The organism is Rathayibacter sp. Leaf299, assembly GCF_001423055.1.
Classification (GTDB): domain Bacteria; phylum Actinomycetota; class Actinomycetes; order Actinomycetales; family Microbacteriaceae; genus Rathayibacter; species Rathayibacter caricis.
Map to the genome: position 1 here is coordinate 64,556 of NZ_LMNT01000007.1, position 18,480 is coordinate 83,035.

The following is an 18,480-nucleotide window of genomic DNA, read 5'->3' on the forward strand; positions in this document are numbered from 1 at the left end:
CTCCTGTAGTCCTTGTGTGACGAATCGCCGGGGTGCCGCTGTTAGCGACGGCCCTTGACGATCTTCTCCTGGCCGACCTCGTCGGCCGAGATCGCCTGGTGCTCCTCGCGCCCGACCGAGGCGCGGGGCTTGCCCTCGCCGGTCTGGAACTCGAGCTTGAAACCGTCGACGGCACGGGACAGCTCGGCGACGACGTCGTCCGAGAGCACGTTGGTGTCGCGCAGCGTGGAGAGGACCTGCGTGTTGCGGCCCAGGTAGTCGAGCAGCTCGCGCTCGAAGCGCAGCACGTCGGGGACGGGCACCTCGTCGAGCTTGCCGTTCGTGCCGGCCCAGATCGAGACGACCTGCTCCTCCACGGGGTACGGCGAGTACTGCGGCTGCTTGAGCAGCTCGGTCAGGCGCGCGCCACGAGCGAGCTGGCGGCGCGATGCCGCGTCGAGGTCGGACGCGAACATCGCGAAAGCCTCGAGCGAGCGGTACTGCGCGAGTTCGAGCTTCAGCGTTCCGGAGACCTTCTTGATCGACTTGACCTGGGCGTCGCCGCCGACTCGCGACACCGAGATGCCCACGTCGACCGCCGGACGCTGGTTGGCGTTGAAGAGGTCGGACTGGAGGAAGATCTGGCCGTCGGTGATCGAGATCACGTTGGTCGGGATGTACGCCGAGACGTCGTTCGCCTTGGTCTCGATGATCGGGAGACCCGTCATCGATCCGGCGCCGAGCTCGTCGGACAGCTTCGCGCAACGCTCCAGCAGGCGGGAGTGCAGGTAGAAGACGTCACCCGGGTACGCCTCGCGTCCCGGCGGGCGGCGCAGGAGGAGCGACACGGCGCGGTAGGCCTCGGCCTGCTTCGACAGGTCGTCGAAGATGATCAGGACGTGCTTGCCGCCGTACATCCAGTGCTGGCCGATGGCCGAGCCGGTGTAGGGGGCGAGGTACTTGAAGCCGGCGGGGTCGGAGGCCGGGGACGCGACGATGGTCGTGTACTCCATGGCTCCGGCGTCCTCGAGCGCGCCCTTCACCGAGGCGATGGTCGAGCCCTTCTGGCCGATGGCGACGTAGATGCAGCGGACCTGCTTGTTCGTGTCGCCCGACTCCCAGTTGGCCTTCTGGTTGATGATCGTGTCGATCGCGATCGCCGTCTTGCCGGTCTGGCGGTCGCCGATGATCAGCTGGCGCTGGCCGCGGCCGACGGGGATCATCGCGTCGATGGCCTTGATGCCGGTCTGCAGCGGCTCGTGGACCGACTTGCGCGACATGACGCCGGGCGCCTGCAGCTCGAGAGCGCGGCGACCCTCGGAGGCGATGTCGCCGAGGCCGTCGATCGGGTTGCCGAGCGGGTCGACCACACGGCCGAGGTAGCCGTCGCCGACGGGGACGGAGAGGACCTCGCCCGTGCGGGTGACCTCCATGCCCTCCTCGATGCCGGAGAACTCGCCGAGGACGACGACGCCGATCTCGTTCTCGTCGAGGTTCTGGGCGAGGCCCAGGACTCCGTTCGAGAAGCGGATGAGCTCGTTGGCCATGACGCCGGGGAGTCCCTCGACGTGGGCGATGCCGTCGGCGGCGTCGATGACGTAGCCGACCTCGGTGGTGGAGGCCTTGCCCGGCTCGTACGACGAGACGAAGTCCTTCAGCGCGTCGCGGATCTCATCCGGGCTGATGGTGATATCTGCCATGGGAATTCCTATTCGTTGGGTCCGTGCGAGCCGAAGCGGTCGTCGGGGCCTGACCTGGTGGTGCGGAGGTCGGAGGCGGCGCGAGCCGCTTCCTGAGGATACGTGCGTCCGTCAGGACGCGAGCTGGAGCTTCAGGTCGGAGAGCCGTGCGGACACGGTCCCGTCGATGACCTCGTCGCCGACCTGCAGTCGCATGCCGCCCAGGAGGGAGGGATCGACGAGCATGTTGACGGAGACGGGCCGGTCGTACTGCCGCGAGAGCGCGGACCGGAGCCGGTCGAGCTGGTGCGGCGGGAGCGGGGACGCGACCGAGACCGTGGCGATGGTGAAACCGCCCTGGTCGGCGACGACGCCGGCGGCGAATCGGACGAGCTCCGGGATGCGGCGACCGCGCGGGTGCGCGATCAGCTGCCGGAGGATCGCGAGGGTCTCAGCCGAGGCCTTGCCCTCGAGGAGGCGCTGGACGAGCGAGACCTTCGAGTCGGACGCGGCCAGCTTGCTGCCGAGAGCCAGCTCGAGCTCGGCGTCGGACGAGACGACCGCGCCGAACATCTGCAGCTCGCGCTCGATCGAGACGCCCTCCGGAGCGGACGTCGCGATCGCACGGACCCCGACCTCCTCGATCCCGGCGACGAGGTCGCTCGGGCTCGACCAGCGGTGGCCCGCGATCACGGTCAGCAGGCGCTTCGCGTTGACCCCGAACGGAGCGAACACGCGAGCCACGAGAGCCCGCTTGGTCGCCGCGTCCACGCTCGGGTCCGAGAGGGCCGAACGCAGCTGGGCCTGCGAGTCGATGACCCGCGCCGCTTCGAAGAGCTGCTGAGCGTCCTCGAGCGACACGTGGCCGTGGAACGCGGACAGCTCCGCCTTCGCGGCAGCCAGGGCCTGTCGTGACGCGCTCCCCATCAGCTGTTCGCCTTCTCCGAGGCCTCGAGGTCGGCGAGGAAGCGGTCCACGATCGCGGACGCCTTCGCGTCGTCGTTGAGGCTCTCGCCGATCACGCCGGAGGCGAGGTCGATGGCGAGGGTTCCGACTTCGGAGCGCAGGGCGACGACGGCGGCCTGACGGTCCGCCTCGATCTGGGCGTGCGCGTTGTGCAGGATGCGCTCGGCCTCGGCCTGAGCCTGCTCCTTCTTCGCCGCCACGATCGCGTTGCCGTCGGCGTTGGCCTTCTCGCGGATCACTCCGGCTTCGGCGCGCGCTTCCGCGAGCTGAGCGGTGTACTTCTCGAGAGCGGCTTCCGCCTGGCGCTGAGCCTCGTCGGCCTTGGCGATGTTCCCCTCGATGGCGGCGGACCGCGCGTCGAGCAGCTTCTGGATGCGCGGCAGGACCAGCTTCCAGAAGAAGAACAGGAGGATGAGGAAGATCACCCCCGACCAGAAGAAGTCGTAGAACTCCGGGATCAGAATGACCGCGGGGACGTCACCTTCTTCCGCAGCGATGTTCACAGCGGTGCTGAACACGACTACGCCGCGAAGATGAAGTAGGTGGCGAGGCCGATGAGGGCGAGCACCTCGGTGAACGCGATGCCGAGGAACATCGTGGTCTGGAGGCGGCCGGCCATCTCGGGCTGGCGCGCCATCGCCTCGACGGTCTTGCCCGCGACGATGCCGACACCGATGCCGGGGCCGATCGCTGCGAGGCCGTAACCGACCGTCGCGATGTTGCCGGTGAGTTCGGCGAGAACGGTGACTGAGTCCACGAGTGGGTCCTTTCAGTGGGGTGATCGTATGAACGGGTGGGAGCCCGTGAGTTGAGGTGTCAGTGCTCCTCGGCGACGGCCAACTGGATGTAGACCGCAGCGAGAAGAGTGAAGATGTACGCCTGGAGGACGGCGACGAGCAGCTCGAAGAGCGTGAAGGCGCCTCCGAAGGCGAAGGTCACGACACCGAAGAGCTTGAAGCCCGGGTCGACCTGCGAGCTGAAGAGGAAGAACTGCGTGGCCGAGAAGCAGAGGACCAGCAGGAGGTGCCCGACGATCATGTTCATGACCAGTCGCAGGGCGAGCGAGAGCGGACGGATGATGAACGTCTGCAGCAGCTCGATCGGCGTGAGGATGAAGTAGATGAGGAACGGGGCTCCGGGCGGGAACAGGGCGTTCTTGAAGAAGCCCATCCCGCGGTCCTTGATGCCGGCGTAGATGAAGGTGACGTAGGCCACCAGACCGAGGAAGAGCGGCATGCCGACGACGGACGTTCCCGCGATGTTGAGGAACGGCACGATGCCGGTGAGGTTCATCGCGATGATCGCGAAGAAGATCGTCACCAGGATCGGCAGGAAGCGGCGTGCGTCCTTCTCGCCGAGGATGTCCTTCGCGATCGTGACGCGCACGAAGTCGAAGGCCATCTCGACGACGCTCTGGAAGCGTCCGGGCACGATGCGCATCTTGCGCGTCCCGAGCCAGAAGAACAGCATCAGCGCGATGACCGCGATGAAGCGGACCATCATGACGCGGTTGATCTCGAAGGGGGTGTCCACGAAGAGGAAACCGGGCGGGAAGAACTCAGAGATCGACGGGGTGTGGAAGTCACTCTCACCGGTCGAGGCAGAGACCAACAGGGTCACAGCGTTAGCAAACAGCGCTAGCTCCTGGAATTCGGGGCGTGGCACGCGGCAACCGGATGATCTTCATCATTCGGACACAACGCTCTCGCGACGACGAAAGGTGGGGGTCTTTCCGCTCGGACGACGCTCGTACTCGACGACCGACATCAACGATGAGACGACCTGAGGACGGGCACACGTTCGCCTGCGGATTCGTCCCTACTGTAGCAACAGAACGGCCTGAGAGCCGAATCGTCTCGTTCTCAGACAGTGCACGGGTGGCGTTCACCTGGCGATGTCGCTCACGTTCGGCATCCGCGAACGCGACACCACGAGGACGTCGATCGCGAGTGAGCCGAGCACCGCGACGATGATCGTCACGAACATGGCCGTGCTGTTCAGCCACGGCTGGTCGCGGAGGACCAGGGCCGCGATGACGAACAGCACGAACTTCGCCAGCCACATGCCGAGCACGACGGCGAAGAAGCCGCCGATGTCGAGCCGGTTCGCGACCAGGATGCTCACCGCCGTGAGCGCGACCATCACTCCGCCGATGACCGCCCCGACGAGCGCGCCGATCGCGCCCTCTCCCCCGGCGACCAGGGCGCCGACGATCGCGCCGACCACGGCGAGAGCGGCGATGAACACGCCGCCCAGCACGAGGGTGCGGCGCAGGATGGGCACGGAGGCGGGCTGGGGACGGGTGGTGGCCGGGGTGTCTCCGGTCATGATGCTTCCTTCCGCGCCGCGGAGGGCGCTGCGGTGTCCAGGCCGATCGGCAGGCCGACCGGAGTGTCGACCGGGTCTGCTGCGGACGCGCGGTCGAGGGGATCGAGTACGGGGGACGCCTCCGCCGACTGGGCGGCGGCTTCGAGCTTCTTGCGGCGGCTCAGTGGAGCGAGCGTGACGACCGTGCAGGCGAGCAGCCCGACACCGAGGAACGCGAGCGGGATCCAGATCACGTCGACGACGAAGATCAGGAGGCAGCCGAAAGCGACGACCGCTGTCCAGGAGTAGAAGATCAGGACAGCGTGCAGGTGCGAGTGCCCCATGTCGAGGAGACGGTGGTGGAGGTGCTTGCGGTCGGCGCTGAACGGCGACTTCCCCGCGCGGAGCCTGCGGATCACGGCGAGGCCGAAGTCCATCAGCGGCACGATCAGCACCGCGAACGGCAGGATGATCGGGATGAACGCCGGCAGGAGCTCCTTCGCCTTCAACTGAGCGGGGTCGATCTGCCCGGTGACGGCGATCGCGGCCGTGGCCATCAGCATCCCGACGAGCAGCGCTCCCCCGTCGCCCATGAACATGCGCGCGGGCCGCCAGTTGATCGGGAGGAAGCCCGCGCACGCCCCGACCAGCACGACCGCGATCAGCGAGGCGAGGTTGAAGTAGTCGGTGGGCGACGTCCGCTGGACGAGCAGGTAGCTGTAGAGGAAGAACACGCCGTTGGCGATCAGTGCGACGCCGGCGACCAGACCGTCCAGGCCGTCGATGAAGTTCAGGGCGTTGGTCACGAGGACGATGGCGAGCACCGTGATGATCAGCGACATCCACGGCGATCCGACCGTGAGCCCGCCGATGGGCAGCGACACGATCTGCACGCCCTTCCAGGCGATCAGACCGGCCGCGATCAGCTGACCGGCGAGCTTCGTGGTCCAGTCGAGGTCCCAGATGTCGTCGGCGACCCCGATCAGGACGATGAGGAGGCTCGCCCCGAGGATCGCGAGGATCGGCTCGGGGTTCGCGAACACGAGCCGGAAGTACGGGACCTGCGAGGCGATACCGAACGACGCCACCATCCCGAGGAACATGGCGATCCCGCCGAGACGGGGCGTGGGCCGCGTGTGCACGTCGCGATTGCGGATCTTCGGATAGAGCCGGTAGCGCAGGGCCAGCCGCCAGATCGCGAAGGACAGAACGAACGTCACGACCGCGCAGGCGAGCGAGACGAGGACGAAGGCGATCACGGGCTACTCACCCGGGGCGGAGTCGGGGCGCGCGGTGCCGCTCGGCTCGTCCTGCAGGCGCGCTCCGGAGGCCCAGTCGGGTCGGGCGGAGGGAGCCGGCTCGTCCCGCGCCTCCGTCGAGACGGAGTCGTCCGTCGCCTCGGTGGTGTCGCCGGACGTCGGCACGTCGTCGGTCTCGCCGGGCAGCAGCGCACCGACCACCTCGCGGATCCGCTCGGCGGAGACAACGCCCTGGCGCAGGATGCGCAGGGTGCCGCCGTCGAAGCTGAGCGCCGTTGCGTCGACGATCGTCGACGACTCGCTCGCTCCTGCGGGACGTTCCCCGTAGCCGGTCCCCGCAGTCCCCGCGTCGAGGTACACGTCGACCGCGTCGCCGAGCTGCTCGAACGCCTCCTGGGCGGTGGTGGCGGAGGGACGGCCGGTCCGGTTCGCGGAGGACACGGCCAGAGGCCCCGTCTCGGCGAGTAGCTCGAGCGTCACAGGATTGTCGGGCATCCGCAGCGCCACGGTCCCCCGGGTCTCCCCCAGATCCCAGATGAGCGACGGCTGCGCGTGCAGCACGATCGTCAGACCGCCGGGCCAGAACGCCTTCGCGAGCTCGCGCACGGCGTCGGGGACGTTCTCGGCGAGAGCGTCGAGTGCCGCCACGTCTCCGATGAGCACGGGCGGAGGCGACTGCCTCGTACGTCCCTTCGCGTCGAGCAGGCGCTGCACGGCCGCGGCGTCGAAGGCGTTCGCGGCGACTCCGTAGACCGTGTCGGTCGGCAGGACGACCAGCTCACCCCGCCCGATCGCCGTCCGCGCGAGACGAGTGCCGGTGAGGAGGTCCGTGTCGACGGAGCAGTCGTAGATGCGTGCCATAACGCGGCAATGATACTCGGAGGATTTTCGCGAGCGTTGGAGGCGTCGCGTGCCATACGAAGGGGGGCCAGGCCTCGCCCTCGGAAAGCGCTCCCGGAGCGCGCCAGGCAACGGAGACGAAACACGCAGCGATTAGTGTCGAGCACCGTGCAGATCCATCAGCGCTCCTCCTCCTCGGCGATCGGGACCCCTCCCGCTTCCTCCGCGCCCGCCCTCGTCCCCGCGATCGGGGTGTCCTCGTGAAGGGCATCATCCTCGCGGGCGGTTCGGGCACGCGGCTCTGGCCGATCACCAAGGGCATCTCCAAGCAGCTGATGCCGATCTACGACAAGCCGATGGTGTACTACCCGCTGTCGACGCTGATGATGGCCGGGATCCGCGAGGTCCTCGTCATCACCACTCCCGAGTACAACGAGCAGTTCAAGTCGCTGCTGGGCGACGGCGCCTCGCTGGGAATGTCGCTCTCCTACGCCGTGCAGGAGTCGCCGGACGGGCTCGCGCAGGCGTTCCTGATCGGCGAGGAGTTCATCGGCGACGACTCGGTCGCACTCGTCCTGGGCGACAACATCTTCCACGGGACGGCGCTGGGCACCGCCCTCGCCGCCAACGCCGATGTCGAGGGCGCCGTGATCTTCGCCTACCAGGTCGCGGACCCGCGGGCGTACGGCGTGGTGGAGTTCGACGCGGACTTCCACGCCCTCTCGATCGAGGAGAAGCCGGCGAGGCCGAAGAGCAATTACGCGGTACCCGGACTGTACTTCTATGACAACGACGTGGTGGCGATCGCCAAGACGATCCGTCCGTCGGCCCGAGGCGAGCTCGAGATCTCGACGATCAACGAGCGATACCTCGAAGCCGACCGGCTGAACGTCCAGGTCCTGGACCGCGGCACCGCGTGGCTCGACACCGGCACGTTCGACTCGATGATCGAGGCGACCGAGTTCGTCAGGGTGATCGAGCAGCGCCAGGGCTTCAAGATCGGGTGCATCGAGGAGATCGCCTGGCGCAACGGCTGGATCGACGACTCCGCGCTCGCCGAGCTCGCCGCACCGCTGGTCAAGAGCGGCTACGGTGCCTACCTCCAGCGGCTCCTCGCGCTCGAGTCCTCGTCGTTCTGACGACGAGCCGCGCATCGCTCCTGCACTACCGTCGATGACGAGCGACACCGCCTCCGTTCCCTCAGTCCACCAGCCCACACCACCTGCAGGAGCACTCGTGCGAATCCTCGTCACCGGCGGCGCCGGCTTCATCGGCAGCAACTTCGTCCACCTCACGCTGAGCGAGCGCCCGGACAGCGAGATCACCGTGCTCGACAAGCTGACCTACGCCGGCAACCGCGACTCCCTCGCGCCCGTCGCCGACCGCATCACCCTGGTCGAGGGAGACATCGCCGATGCCGATCTCGTCGACCGGCTCGTCGCCGAGTCCGATCTGGTCGTCCACTTCGCCGCCGAGTCGCACAACGACAACTCGCTGAACGACCCGGCCCCGTTCCTCGAGACCAACATCATCGGCACTTACACCCTGCTGCAGGCCGTCCGGAAGCACGACGTCCGCTACCACCACATCTCGACCGACGAGGTCTACGGCGACCTCGAACTCGACGACCCGGCGAAGTTCACCGAGCAGACGCCGTACAACCCCTCGAGCCCTTACTCCTCGACCAAGGCCGGCAGCGACCTGCTTGTACGCGCCTGGGTCCGCTCGTTCGGCGTGAAGGCGACGATCTCGAACTGCTCCAACAACTACGGGCCCTACCAGCACGTCGAGAAGTTCATCCCCCGCCAGATCACGAACGTCATCGACGGCATCCGCCCGAAGCTCTACGGAGCCGGCGAGAACGTGCGCGACTGGATCCACGTCGACGACCACAACAGCGGTGTCTGGGCGATCATCGACCGCGGTGAGATCGGCGAGACCTACCTCATCGGCGCCGACGGCGAGAAGAACAACCTCGAGGTCGTCACGCTGATCCTCGACGAGTTCGGCCTCGCCGAGAACGCCTTCGACCACGTCACCGACCGCCCCGGTCACGATCTCCGCTACGCGATCGACTCGACCCGCCTGCGCTCCGAGCTCGGCTGGGAGCCCCGCTACACCGACTTCGAGTCCGGCCTCGCCGCGACCGTGAAGTGGTACCGCGAGAACGAGTCCTGGTGGCGTCCGCAGAAGGCTGCGACCGAGGCGAAGTACGCGGCTCAGACCGCGGCGCACTGACGACACCAGGTGGAATACGGAGCGAGTGGGCTGTTGACCGCGAGTAGTCGAGCATGGAGGAAGGCGGCATCGATCGCCGTCATCGAGGAGACCTCCAAGGTCACTCTCCTCGAGCTCGACCACGAGGAATCTCGTCCCCTCGTGCTCACGGGCTCGGCTCTCGCCGTCTGGAATGAGATCGACGGCGTCTCCTCTCAGGAGGACATCGCTCGCCACCTCGCCGGGGCTTTCAATAGAGGGCGGGCGGCGATCCTCGAGGACGTCTCCGCGTTCCTCGTACAGCTGGCGGACGCCCACATCATCGTCTCGGCGGCGGAAGCGTCCGTCGACGCCGCACGGAGGGCATCGTGAGTGACGCACGAGCGCTCGGCGTCGCGACGGCCGTCCAACTGGCCCATGCCCTCACCGCGCACGTCGCTGAGAGCATCGGCGTCCGGTCGCTCTGTGTGAAGGGTCCGGTGCTCTCCGAGCAGAAGCTGCGCTCTCCTCGCATGTCGAGCGACGCCGACGTGCTCGTCGACCCTGAGAAGATCGGGGATCTCGTCACCGCACTCCGACTCCGAGGGTGGCAGGAGAGGTTCGTCGCCGATGTGCCGAGGATTCTGGAGAATCACGCCGTCACTCTCTTCCACCCGGAATGGCCCTGCGACATCGACGTGCACCACGGCTTCCTCGGGTTCCTCGCTCCGGAGAAACACGTCTTCGAGACGATCTGGGCCCGGCGAGGGACCACTCGGATCGCCGAGACCGAGGTGGTCTGCGCTGACCCCGTCGCGAATTCCGCCATGCTCGCCCTCCACTGCCTGCGCGAGATGCACGTCGCACGCAACCGCTCCGAACTCGCCGAGCTCGTCGAGGAGTGGTCCGGCGGCCGGGCGGATCTGGATGCGGAGGTTCTCGTCGAATTCGCAACCAGGACGGGGTCCGTCGAGACCCTTCGACCGTTCCTGCAGCAGATCGGCCTCGAGACGCCCGAAGCCCCCTTCGACCCGCGCGCTCTCGCCGCATGGAATCTGCATGCCTCCTCCGTCGGTGCGGGCAGAGCCGCGGCGTGGCTCGCGGCGATCACGACCGCACCGTGGAGCGAGCGGCCGCGCCTGGTGTCGCGGGCGCTCCTTCCTCCGGAGCGCGAGTACCGACTCGAGCACCCCGAGATCGGGCCGAGCCGCAGGGACTTCGCGGTGGCGATCGCGCGACGCAGCCTCAACGGTGCACGGACACTGGCTCCCGCGGCCGCGCAGATCCTGCAGGCGCGACGGCTGTACAAGCCACCGCTGAACGACCGGACCGGGGCGGGCTCGCTCACGAGCGGGACGTCCGCGCCCAACACCCATCCATCCAGCACTTCATCGAGAGGCGGAGACGGAATGTCGAAGTCCGTTGCGATCATCGGGACCCGCGGGTACCCGAGCTACTACGGAGGCTTCGAGACCGCGGTCCGCAGACTCGCTCCGTACCTGGCTGAACGGGGCTGGGACGTGACGGTCTACGGCCGAGACGGCTCGACCAAGGACGACGACCCCGGCCGCGATCCGCGGGTGAGCACTCGGGTGACACGCGGTATCGAGTCCAAATCATTGAGCACCCTCACCTACGGCCTCACCGCATGTCTGGACGCCGTCCGCCGCAAGCCGGATGTCGCCCTGGTGATGAACGTCGCCAACGGCTTCTGGCTGCCGCTGCTCCGGGGGCGAGGCATCCCGACCGCGGTGAACGTCGACGGGATCGAATGGGATCGCGCCAAATGGGGCCGGCTTGCGAAGGGCGTCTTCCGCAGTGGCGCGAAGGCGACTGCGATGTTCGGCGACGAGCTGATCTACGACGCTGTCGAGATCTCACGGCGGTGGAAGAAGGACTTCAAGCGCGACGGCACGTTCATCCCTTACGGCGGCGACGACCCGGGGCCGCTTCCGGAAGTCGAGGGTTTTCCTCACCGCGGCTACGTGCTGATCGTCGCCCGCTTCGTTCCCGAGAACACCGTCCCCGAGTTCCTGGAAGCTGCCGCAACTATCGGCAAGACGTGGCCCGTCGTGATCGTCGGCTCCTCCGGCTACGGCGGCGAGCTCGACGAGATGGCCGAGAACCTGGCCGCCTCCGAGGAGAAGGTCACCTGGCTCGGTCACGTCAGCGACGACCGCAAACTCTTCGCTCTGTGGCAGCACGCGGGCGTCTATTTCCATGGGCACAGCGTCGGAGGGACGAATCCGGCTCTCGTGCAGGCGATGTCGTGCGGGGCGCCGACTGTGGCGCGTGACACGGTGTACAACCGCGAGGTCCTCGCGGACACGGCGGAATTCGCCGAACCGACGCCGACATCGATCGTGTCGGCGATCAGCTCCCTCATGCGCGATCAGTCCCGCCAGGAGCGCCTGAGCTCGGAGTCTTACGCTCGCGGCCGTTCCGTCTACTCGTGGGAAGCCGTCTGCGCCGGCTACGAGTCCGCTCTCGAGGCGATCCGCTTGCCCAAGAAGCGTCGACGCACTGGCATGCTGCGTTGACTGCTCCTGAACCGCACTCGATCCGTCTCGTTCCGGAGCTGCGAGCAGTCCATTTGGAGCGGTATCGAGAGATGACGCCCGCCAGGATGGTCTATTTCACTGAGAACTACGATCTCGATCGGGAGAACGTTCCTGACGAGATTCAGAAGATCTCGCTTCGCGACGTGTGGAGCCTCTTCTGGAGGTCCACAAGCACCGTCCTCGAGATGCCTGAACCACTCTGGATGAGGTTCCTGCCGAAAGGGGCTGTGATCGCAGCAGCCTTTCGACTCACCGGGCACCTCCGCCGCCGTCCTCGCACGATCGTGACCTATGCGATGGAGAACAATGATCTGCCGACCCTGATAGGCGGCGTCAGGCCGGTTCCCCGGTGGGTGGCGCGGCTGTTCGGGGGTGCCCTGGGTCTCTACATGACGGTCATGATCGATCGGATCGCCTTCGCCAGCGAGGGTTCGAGGTCGGTGTACCACTCGATCCCCCTGGTCGGATCCATCGAGAACGTGACGGTCCAAGAACTGCCTTCAGCGAGTGCCGCGATCGACACCACGGCCGAATCGGGTGCCGCCGTCTTCATCGGCGTTCTCGAGACCCGCAAGGGGATCGAGGTCCTTCTCGATGCCTGGGAGCTCGTGGAGAGTGCTTCGGATGGAGCGAGACTCACCATCATCGGTCCGGGTCCCCTGTCCTCGCGCGTCGGAGCATGGGCGGACGAATCGCCTTCGACAAGGCTGTACGAAGGACGTCTCCCGCGAACGGCCGTCCTCGACCGCCTGCGAGACGCTTCCGTGCTCGTCGCTCCCTCGCTCCCCCACGGGCGGTGGAGAGAGCAGATCGGCTTACCGATCAAGGAGGCGCTCGCGCAAGGTCTCACCATCGTCACCACCCGGCAGACCGGTCTCGCCGACTGGCTGGCGCAGCACGGTCATCACGTCGTCGAGGTCGAGGTCGATGAGTCGGCGCTGGTCACCGGGCTCGCCGCAAGCATCCTCGAGGCCCTCCGCACCCCGCTCAGCAGGAGCCAGGTCCGCAGCAGTCTGCCGGCACGCCAGGGACGTTACGTGGCGGACGAATGGCTTCACCGCGGACATCTGAGAGGGAACGACAAATGAACGCCCGGCGGGAGAATGAAATCGCCGTCGTGAATTCGCTGGGAGGCACTCTCCTGCATTACACGGAGGCCTTGCGGCACACACTCGAAGCCGCGGGCGGACGCGTGACGGTGACGACCGTCTTCGAACCTTCCGCATCGCAGAACGGCCGGATCGCGTGGATACGCGACTACATCGTCGCGGTCTGGCGCGAAGGACACCGTCTCAGACGCGACGGAGGCGGCACTCTCATCGTCACATGGCCGGTTCTCGGATACATCGACCTCGCACTGCTCCGAATGCTCGGGCTGGCAGGGGTGAGGGTAGGGGTCGTCCTCCACGACCCCAAGCCGCTCGTACGGGCTGTCGGCTACTCCCGCTTCTGGCGGATGCTTGCGCGCAGCCTCTTCAGCGGTCGCCCGGCCATCGTCCACAGCTCCGCCGCCTTCGCGGTCCTCGAGGAACAGGGGCTGGCGGATCTGGCCGAAGTTGTCCCGCATCCCGTCCTGCCTGTCCGTGCACGGCCGTCGGCGAAGACCTCGCCCAGAACAGCGGTGCGAGTCCTCGGCCAGTTCAAGGCCGACCGGGACCTGCAACTCCTCGCTGCACTGCCTCGCTCGACGAACGGTTTCGGCTTCGAGATCTGGGGCCGCGGGTGGCCCGCTGTCGAGGGGTGGGAGGTGCACGACGGCTATGTAAGCGAGGAGGAGCTCGACGCGCTCATCGACACCGCGGCAGTGGTGCTGATCCCTTACAAGCGCTTCTACCAGAGCGGTATCGCCATACGAGCACTCGAGAGTCGAACCCCGTTCGTAGGCCCGCGCCAGAGCAGCTTGAGGGACCTCTACCGCGAAGACTCGCCTCTCCTCGTCGACGACACGAGCGATGTCTACGCTTGGATACGTGCTGTCGATGCAGCCGCACTCGTCACCCCGGCGGAGATGGCGGATCAGCTCGACGCGGCAGCGGCGAAGAGCGGGCGGGCCTGGCTCAGCTGGTCGCGTCAGGGCGCCCAGTGAAGGGGCGTGCATCCGGCGGAGATCCGACCCGGTGAGCAGAGTCAAGAGCCTGGTCGGCTTCCTCCTGGTTCCCATGCTCAGCGCGGTCAGTCCACTCCTGGCACTGCCGGTGATCACCTCCCGCTTCGGCGATCCCGGGTGGCAGAGCGTCGCGATCGGCACCTCCATCGGCTCAGCGGCGGCCGTACTCGTCGAGCTCGGCTGGGGCTTGAACGGTCCGCAACGGGTCGCCCGCGCTTCTCTCCGGAACAGGAGACAGACACTCGCCCTGTCGTCCTCGACGAAAGCGCTGGTGTACGCACCCCTGGCGGTCGCGGCCGGATCCATCGCGTTCCTCCTCGCTGACTCGTTCCGAGTCGAAGGAGCCCTGGTCGCGGCAGGGACTGCAGGAGCCGGCCTGAGCCTGTCCTGGTTCTTCGTGGGTACGCGTGAGCCGGGGCGACTGGTCGTGACCGACGCGATCCCCCGAGTGATCGCCGTCGTCGTCGCCTCCCTCCTCATGTTGAGCGGACTCGGCCTGTGGGTGTACGGCGCGGTGGCTCTGATCCTGCCCGGTGTTGCGGCCCCCCTGCTCGGCCTCCAGCGGACCGGAGTCCGATTCGCGGACTTCCAGAGGCTCTCCGTTGGGAGGCTCGCACGCACGGTCCGCAGTCAACTCGCCGCCTTGAGCGGACGGGCACTGAGCGCGGTCTACATCGCACTCCCCGTAGCGCTCGTCTCGATCGTCGCTCCCGGAGCAGTCTCCGTGTTCGCCGCTGCGGAACGCCTGCAGCGGATGTATCTGACCGTTCTCATCGCCGTTCCCAATCTCATGCAGTCGTGGGTCGGCGGAGCATCGACGGCGGACGAGCGGCTGGCTCGCGCGCGCCGCGGGATTCTCCTCAATGCCGGATTCGGACTCGTAGCAGGTGGAATCTTCACAGCTATCGCACCCTTCGCCTCATCGCTGATCTTCTCCGGCGTCGCGACCATCCCCTGGCAGGTGGCGGCGCTGTGCGGAGCGATGATCTTCGTCGTCTGCACATCGCGCGCAACGGGCAACCTCGCCCTGGTGGCACTCCGTCGCATCGACGTCATCGCATACAGCGCGTTGGCAGGGACGATAGTCGGGGTGCCCTCGATCCTCGGGTTCTCCTCGCTTCTGGGACCTGCGGGCGCCGTGCTGGGCGAGCTGCTCGCTGAAGCAACGGTGCTCGCAGTCCAGCTGAGTGGAGTAGCGCGCGGCCATCGCCGTCGCTCCTGAAGGGCACGACTCGACTCGACTCGACGTCGAGATGACGTCTCCTCGGTCCGAGAGCGGACTCGGCGAGGAAATGCACCCCGGTCGTGAGAGTCGGCCGAGTTCTCATCGGCTCTCTCGCGCGATCGGGTCTCCGCTTCTCGAGCTCTTCCGCCGACCGCTCCGGAGGACGAGGATTATTCGCCCGCCTTGGCACTCGTTTGCCGGGCTCTGCTGAAAGGACGTGCGACCTAGCCTCAGAAAGGAGGATCGAGGACGCCCTTCGGCTCTCGACGTTCTTCGGAAGGATCTCGCCTCGACTCCTCCTCGTTTCGCGCAAGCGGAGAAGAGGAACGAATGTCACTCAGAGCAGTTCTGGCGCGTCCGAGAGGCCGAAGCCTCAGTACGAGAACTCCCCTCGCGCGGATGAGGGCGGTCAAGGTGATGAGTGCGATCGCTCTCGTGGGCGTGATCGCGGGAACAGTACTGGTTCCGCAGCATTCGGCGGAAGCCGCCGTGACCGAGGTCAAGAGCGTCTCCGTCTCGGCTGTCAAGACGTCGCATCCGAAACTCCTCGTCGACGCCTCCGGCTTCGCAGACATGCGGAGCCGGCTCTCGACGCAACCGACACTCGGCAGCTGGTACAGACAGCTGAAGAGGACTGCGGACGGAATGCTGACGGCGCCGACGGTGCGGTACGACAAGACCGGGGGACGTCTGCTCAGCGTCAGCCAGACGCTCGTCGATCGCGCTTACACCCTTGCCTTCGTCTACCAGATGACTGGCGAGAGCAGATATGCCGAGAGGTTGTGGTCCGACTTGGAAGCAGCGGGAACCTTCCCGGACTGGAACCCGTCGCACTTCCTGGACACGGCGGAGATGAGTCATGCTTTCGCGATCGGATACGACTGGCTGCAGCCGTACTGGTCGAACGAACGCAGAACGAAGCTGACGACGTCAGTGAAGAACTTGGGAATGAAGCCCGGAATAGAGCAGTACAACGCCGGGTCCTACTGGGTAGGCACGCAGACGAACTGGAACGTGATCAGCAACGGGGGGCTCACCCTCGCGGCCCTCTCCTTCTCGGCGGAACTTCCCGCAGAGTCGCAGACGATCCTGTCCAAGATGTCGACATCACTGCCCAATGGCCTCGCCGGCTACAACTCCGACGGTGGTTACGAAGAGGGGATCTCCTACTGGTCCTACGCGACGGGGTATCTGACTACGTTGGCGAGTGCGCTGGTCTCGGCGACAGGCTCCGACCAGGGGATCCTCTCGAACCCCGGCTTCGCGCGGACGGGCCAGTTCGCCGTCCGAATGACGGGCGCCAGCGGCCGTTCCTTCAACTTCGGAGACGCCTGGCCGGACTCCCCGATGACTCTGCAGCTCTTGGGGCTCGCGAAGCTCTACAAGGATGCAAGTCTCGTCGAGCGGGCCGTCAGTGGCTCGCGGGCGGAGGACAGGGACGAGATCTCCGCGCGCGCAATGCTGTGGTACCAGCCGCCGACCGAGACCACACGTGCAGCCCAGGACGCACTACCGCTCGACGCAGAGTACAAGGATGTCGGCGTCGCCACGCTGCGGTCGTCCTGGACGGATGAGCTCGCCTCGAGCGCCGCGATGAGGGCGTCGAGCAGCGCTCGGCGGTCTCACGGGAATCTCGACAACGGCGACTTCACCTTCGACGCTCTCGGGGTGAATTGGGCGACGGAGACCAATCCGGAGAATTACGATCTCGCAGGTTTCGAGGATTCGGCGGCGGGCGGTTCGCGCTGGGACTACTACGTGACTCGTCCGGAGGGCCAGAACACACTCGCGTTCGGTAATGGCGCCGCCCTGCCGACCCTGACCTCCGTGTCCGCAGTCGCCTTGAAGCGCTCGGATGCCGAGAGCGGATCCGCGATCGCCACTCTGAACGGTGAGCATCCAGGGCTCGTCTCGTCGTGGAAGCGAGGGCTGTCGCTCCTCGATTCGCGGCAGCGTCTCCTCGTTCAGGACGAGGTGACGCTCTCGAAAGCATCCGACGCATGGTGGTTCATGCACACGAACGCGGACGTCGCCGTCAGCGCTGATGGCCGCTCCGCCGTCCTCACGCAAGAGGGAAAACAGGTCATTGCGCGGATCGTCTCGGGAGACGGTCCGACATTCAGCTACATGGCAGCCACGCCCTTGCCGGCTTCGCCGTGGCCCACAGGCCAACCCGTCGTCCCGCGCGTCAAGAAACTGGCCATCCACCTGCCGAGCGCGTCGAACTTCACGCTCGCCGTGGAACTGGTGCCTGTCGTCGGCACCGAGATCCCGTCGCCGTCTTCCGTGACGCCTCTCAGCAGCTGGCCGGGAACTCTCACCCAGAGCGGTCTTCAGACCATCTCCGTCGGCGGCGAATCCGTGCAGGGTTTCAGGCCGTCGAGATCCTCGTACTCCGTTCCCGTCTCGGCCGGAGATGCCGTTCCCACGATCACTGCAGTGCCCTCGGTCAGCGGCGCTTCCGTCGAGATCAAGCAAGCCGGAGCGGTCCCGGGCGTCGCCACCGTCTCCGTGACCGAGGCAGGGAAGGCGCCGACGGTGTACAGCATCCGCCTTCATCCGGGTGCGATCCGTCCTCGCAGCGTGACGGCCACCGCTTCGCAGGCCACGACTGCGCTCCTCTCCGACGGCCGAGTCAATGGACCGTGGGCGGTGAGCGGGGACCAGTCCGTCACGTTCGACTACGGCCGTCCTGTGTCCGTCAAACACGTCGAGATCGTCTGGGACGTCGTTCCGCAGCTCGGGGCCAAGTACGAGATCCTCGCTTCTCAGGACAACTCGACGTGGCGGACGGCCTTCACAGGGACGAGCAAGGTCGCGAAGACCGCACAGTGGTCCTGGCTGTGGACCTCACCGACCCCCTATCGATACTTGAAGCTCTCGGTACACGGTGATGGAGCCGGCGACAGGACTGCGAAAGTCGACGAGTTCAGCGCCATCGGTCCCGATCTCGTCTCGGAATCACCTGCCCCTGTCACTCGCCACGCCTCGGCCGCCATGCGGACGACGTGGAGCTCGATCGAAGCGCGTCGTTCCGAGTCGATGCTCGCGTCCTTCGCGCGAGCAGACGGCGCCTCCGTCTCGCCTTCCGTGACGTGGTCGTCATCGAATCCCGCGGCGGCGACTGTCGACTCGCAGGGACGGGTCACGGGCATCGCTGCAGGAACGGCCCGCATCTCCGCAGCAGCCGATATCGACCGCGATCACGTGATCGCGAGTCAGACGATCATCGTCACGGACGCCTTGAAGGTGGTGTCGTCGGTGGTCGCGGACGGGTTCGTTCAGGGCGGCACGTCCACCGCGTCATCCAACTTCGGGAAGGCCACGAACCTGCAGATCCTGCAGAAAACGCCCTACCCCC

General features: G+C 66.7%; 16 protein-coding genes and 1 pseudogene. 9 read left to right on the forward strand and 8 right to left on the reverse strand.

Translation table 11 applies throughout. The features are described 5' to 3' along the window. Positions 1 to 41: 41 nt before the first annotated feature. The 8 genes from atpA to ASF48_RS18135 form a co-directional block, all read right to left on the reverse strand. Positions 42 to 1,679: a F0F1 ATP synthase subunit alpha gene (atpA, locus tag ASF48_RS18100; RefSeq protein ID WP_055794696.1), complete on the reverse strand. Its 1,638-nt coding sequence runs from the start codon at positions 1,677 to 1,679 to the stop codon at positions 42 to 44. Positions 1,680 to 1,790: 111 nt separating this feature from the next. Continuing rightward, positions 1,791 to 2,585 carry a F0F1 ATP synthase subunit delta gene (locus ASF48_RS18105; protein ID WP_055794698.1) on the reverse strand — a complete coding sequence of 265 codons (795 nt, stop codon included), beginning with the start codon at positions 2,583 to 2,585 and terminating at the stop codon, positions 1,791 to 1,793. Next, the gene (locus ASF48_RS18110; protein ID WP_055794700.1) at positions 2,585 to 3,142 is read right to left on the reverse strand and encodes a F0F1 ATP synthase subunit B; all 558 of its coding nucleotides are present in this window, start codon (positions 3,140 to 3,142) and stop codon (positions 2,585 to 2,587) included. The genes ASF48_RS18105 and ASF48_RS18110 overlap by 1 nt, the downstream gene beginning before the upstream one ends. 2 nt (positions 3,143 to 3,144) lie before the next feature. Then, positions 3,145 to 3,381, reverse strand: coding sequence for an ATP synthase F0 subunit C (locus tag ASF48_RS18115; RefSeq protein ID WP_055794702.1), 237 nt, complete (start codon positions 3,379 to 3,381; stop codon positions 3,145 to 3,147). A 59-nt stretch (positions 3,382 to 3,440) separates the two neighbouring features. Further along, positions 3,441 to 4,244 (reverse strand): F0F1 ATP synthase subunit A, encoded by an 804-nt coding sequence (gene atpB, locus ASF48_RS18120; protein ID WP_055794705.1) that lies wholly within the window; start codon positions 4,242 to 4,244, stop codon positions 3,441 to 3,443. 264 nt (positions 4,245 to 4,508) lie between these two features. Next, entirely contained in the window at positions 4,509 to 4,952 is a 444-nt protein-coding gene (locus ASF48_RS18125; protein WP_055794707.1) for a hypothetical protein, read from the reverse strand. After that, positions 4,949 to 6,190 carry an MraY family glycosyltransferase gene (locus tag ASF48_RS18130; protein ID WP_055794710.1) on the reverse strand — a complete coding sequence of 414 codons (1,242 nt, stop codon included), beginning with the start codon at positions 6,188 to 6,190 and terminating at the stop codon, positions 4,949 to 4,951. The genes ASF48_RS18125 and ASF48_RS18130 overlap by 4 nt, the downstream gene beginning before the upstream one ends. Before the next feature lie 3 nt (positions 6,191 to 6,193). After that, positions 6,194 to 7,051 carry an L-threonylcarbamoyladenylate synthase gene (locus ASF48_RS18135; RefSeq protein WP_082481777.1) on the reverse strand — a complete coding sequence of 286 codons (858 nt, stop codon included), beginning with the start codon at positions 7,049 to 7,051 and terminating at the stop codon, positions 6,194 to 6,196. 239 nt (positions 7,052 to 7,290) lie between these two features. Here ASF48_RS18135 and rfbA point away from each other — a divergent pair, with 239 nt between their 5' ends. The 9 genes and pseudogenes from rfbA to ASF48_RS18175 all read left to right on the forward strand — a co-directional run. Further along, positions 7,291 to 8,169: a glucose-1-phosphate thymidylyltransferase RfbA gene (gene rfbA / locus ASF48_RS18140; RefSeq protein WP_055794712.1), complete on the forward strand. Its 879-nt coding sequence runs from the start codon at positions 7,291 to 7,293 to the stop codon at positions 8,167 to 8,169. 97 nt (positions 8,170 to 8,266) lie between these two features. Next, positions 8,267 to 9,268: a dTDP-glucose 4,6-dehydratase gene (gene rfbB / locus ASF48_RS18145; RefSeq protein WP_055794715.1), complete on the forward strand. Its 1,002-nt coding sequence runs from the start codon at positions 8,267 to 8,269 to the stop codon at positions 9,266 to 9,268. A 141-nt stretch (positions 9,269 to 9,409) separates the two neighbouring features. Continuing rightward, a complete protein-coding gene (locus ASF48_RS20145; RefSeq protein ID WP_442965585.1) occupies positions 9,410 to 9,619 on the forward strand; it encodes a PqqD family protein in 210 nt (69 codons plus the stop codon). Positions 9,620 to 9,726: 107 nt separating this feature from the next. After that, positions 9,727 to 10,137 (forward strand): annotated as a pseudogene (locus tag ASF48_RS20150) (nucleotidyltransferase family protein); the annotation flags it as partial. Positions 10,138 to 10,449: 312 nt separating this feature from the next. Then, a complete protein-coding gene (locus ASF48_RS19990; protein WP_230671375.1) occupies positions 10,450 to 11,766 on the forward strand; it encodes a glycosyltransferase in 1,317 nt (438 codons plus the stop codon). 71 nt (positions 11,767 to 11,837) lie between these two features. Then, positions 11,838 to 12,875, forward strand: coding sequence for a glycosyltransferase family 4 protein (locus ASF48_RS18160; RefSeq protein WP_055794718.1), 1,038 nt, complete (start codon positions 11,838 to 11,840; stop codon positions 12,873 to 12,875). Beyond that, entirely contained in the window at positions 12,872 to 13,873 is a 1,002-nt protein-coding gene (locus ASF48_RS18165) for a hypothetical protein (protein WP_055794720.1), read from the forward strand. Before ASF48_RS18160 ends, ASF48_RS18165 begins: the two co-directional genes overlap by 4 nt. Before the next feature lie 109 nt (positions 13,874 to 13,982). Beyond that, entirely contained in the window at positions 13,983 to 15,116 is a 1,134-nt protein-coding gene (locus ASF48_RS18170; RefSeq protein ID WP_157603245.1) for a hypothetical protein, read from the forward strand. A gap of 402 nt (positions 15,117 to 15,518) precedes the next feature. After that, on the forward strand, positions 15,519 to 18,480 hold a 2,962-nt coding region (locus ASF48_RS18175; protein WP_162238052.1), incomplete at its 3' end, for an Ig-like domain-containing protein.

Coding starts and splice junctions, on each gene's coding strand:
- atpA (WP_055794696.1), bottom strand. CDS start 1,679: ATGGCAGATATCACCATCAGCCCGGATGAGATCCGCGACGCGCTGAAG.
- ASF48_RS18105 (WP_055794698.1), bottom strand. CDS start 2,585: ATGGGGAGCGCGTCACGACAGGCCCTGGCTGCCGCGAAGGCGGAGCTG.
- ASF48_RS18125 (WP_055794707.1), bottom strand. CDS start 4,952: ATGACCGGAGACACCCCGGCCACCACCCGTCCCCAGCCCGCCTCCGTG.
- ASF48_RS18135 (WP_082481777.1), bottom strand. CDS start 7,051: ATGGCACGCATCTACGACTGCTCCGTCGACACGGACCTCCTCACCGGC.
- ASF48_RS18160 (WP_055794718.1), top strand. CDS start 11,838: ATGACGCCCGCCAGGATGGTCTATTTCACTGAGAACTACGATCTCGAT.
- ASF48_RS18165 (WP_055794720.1), top strand. CDS start 12,872: ATGAACGCCCGGCGGGAGAATGAAATCGCCGTCGTGAATTCGCTGGGA.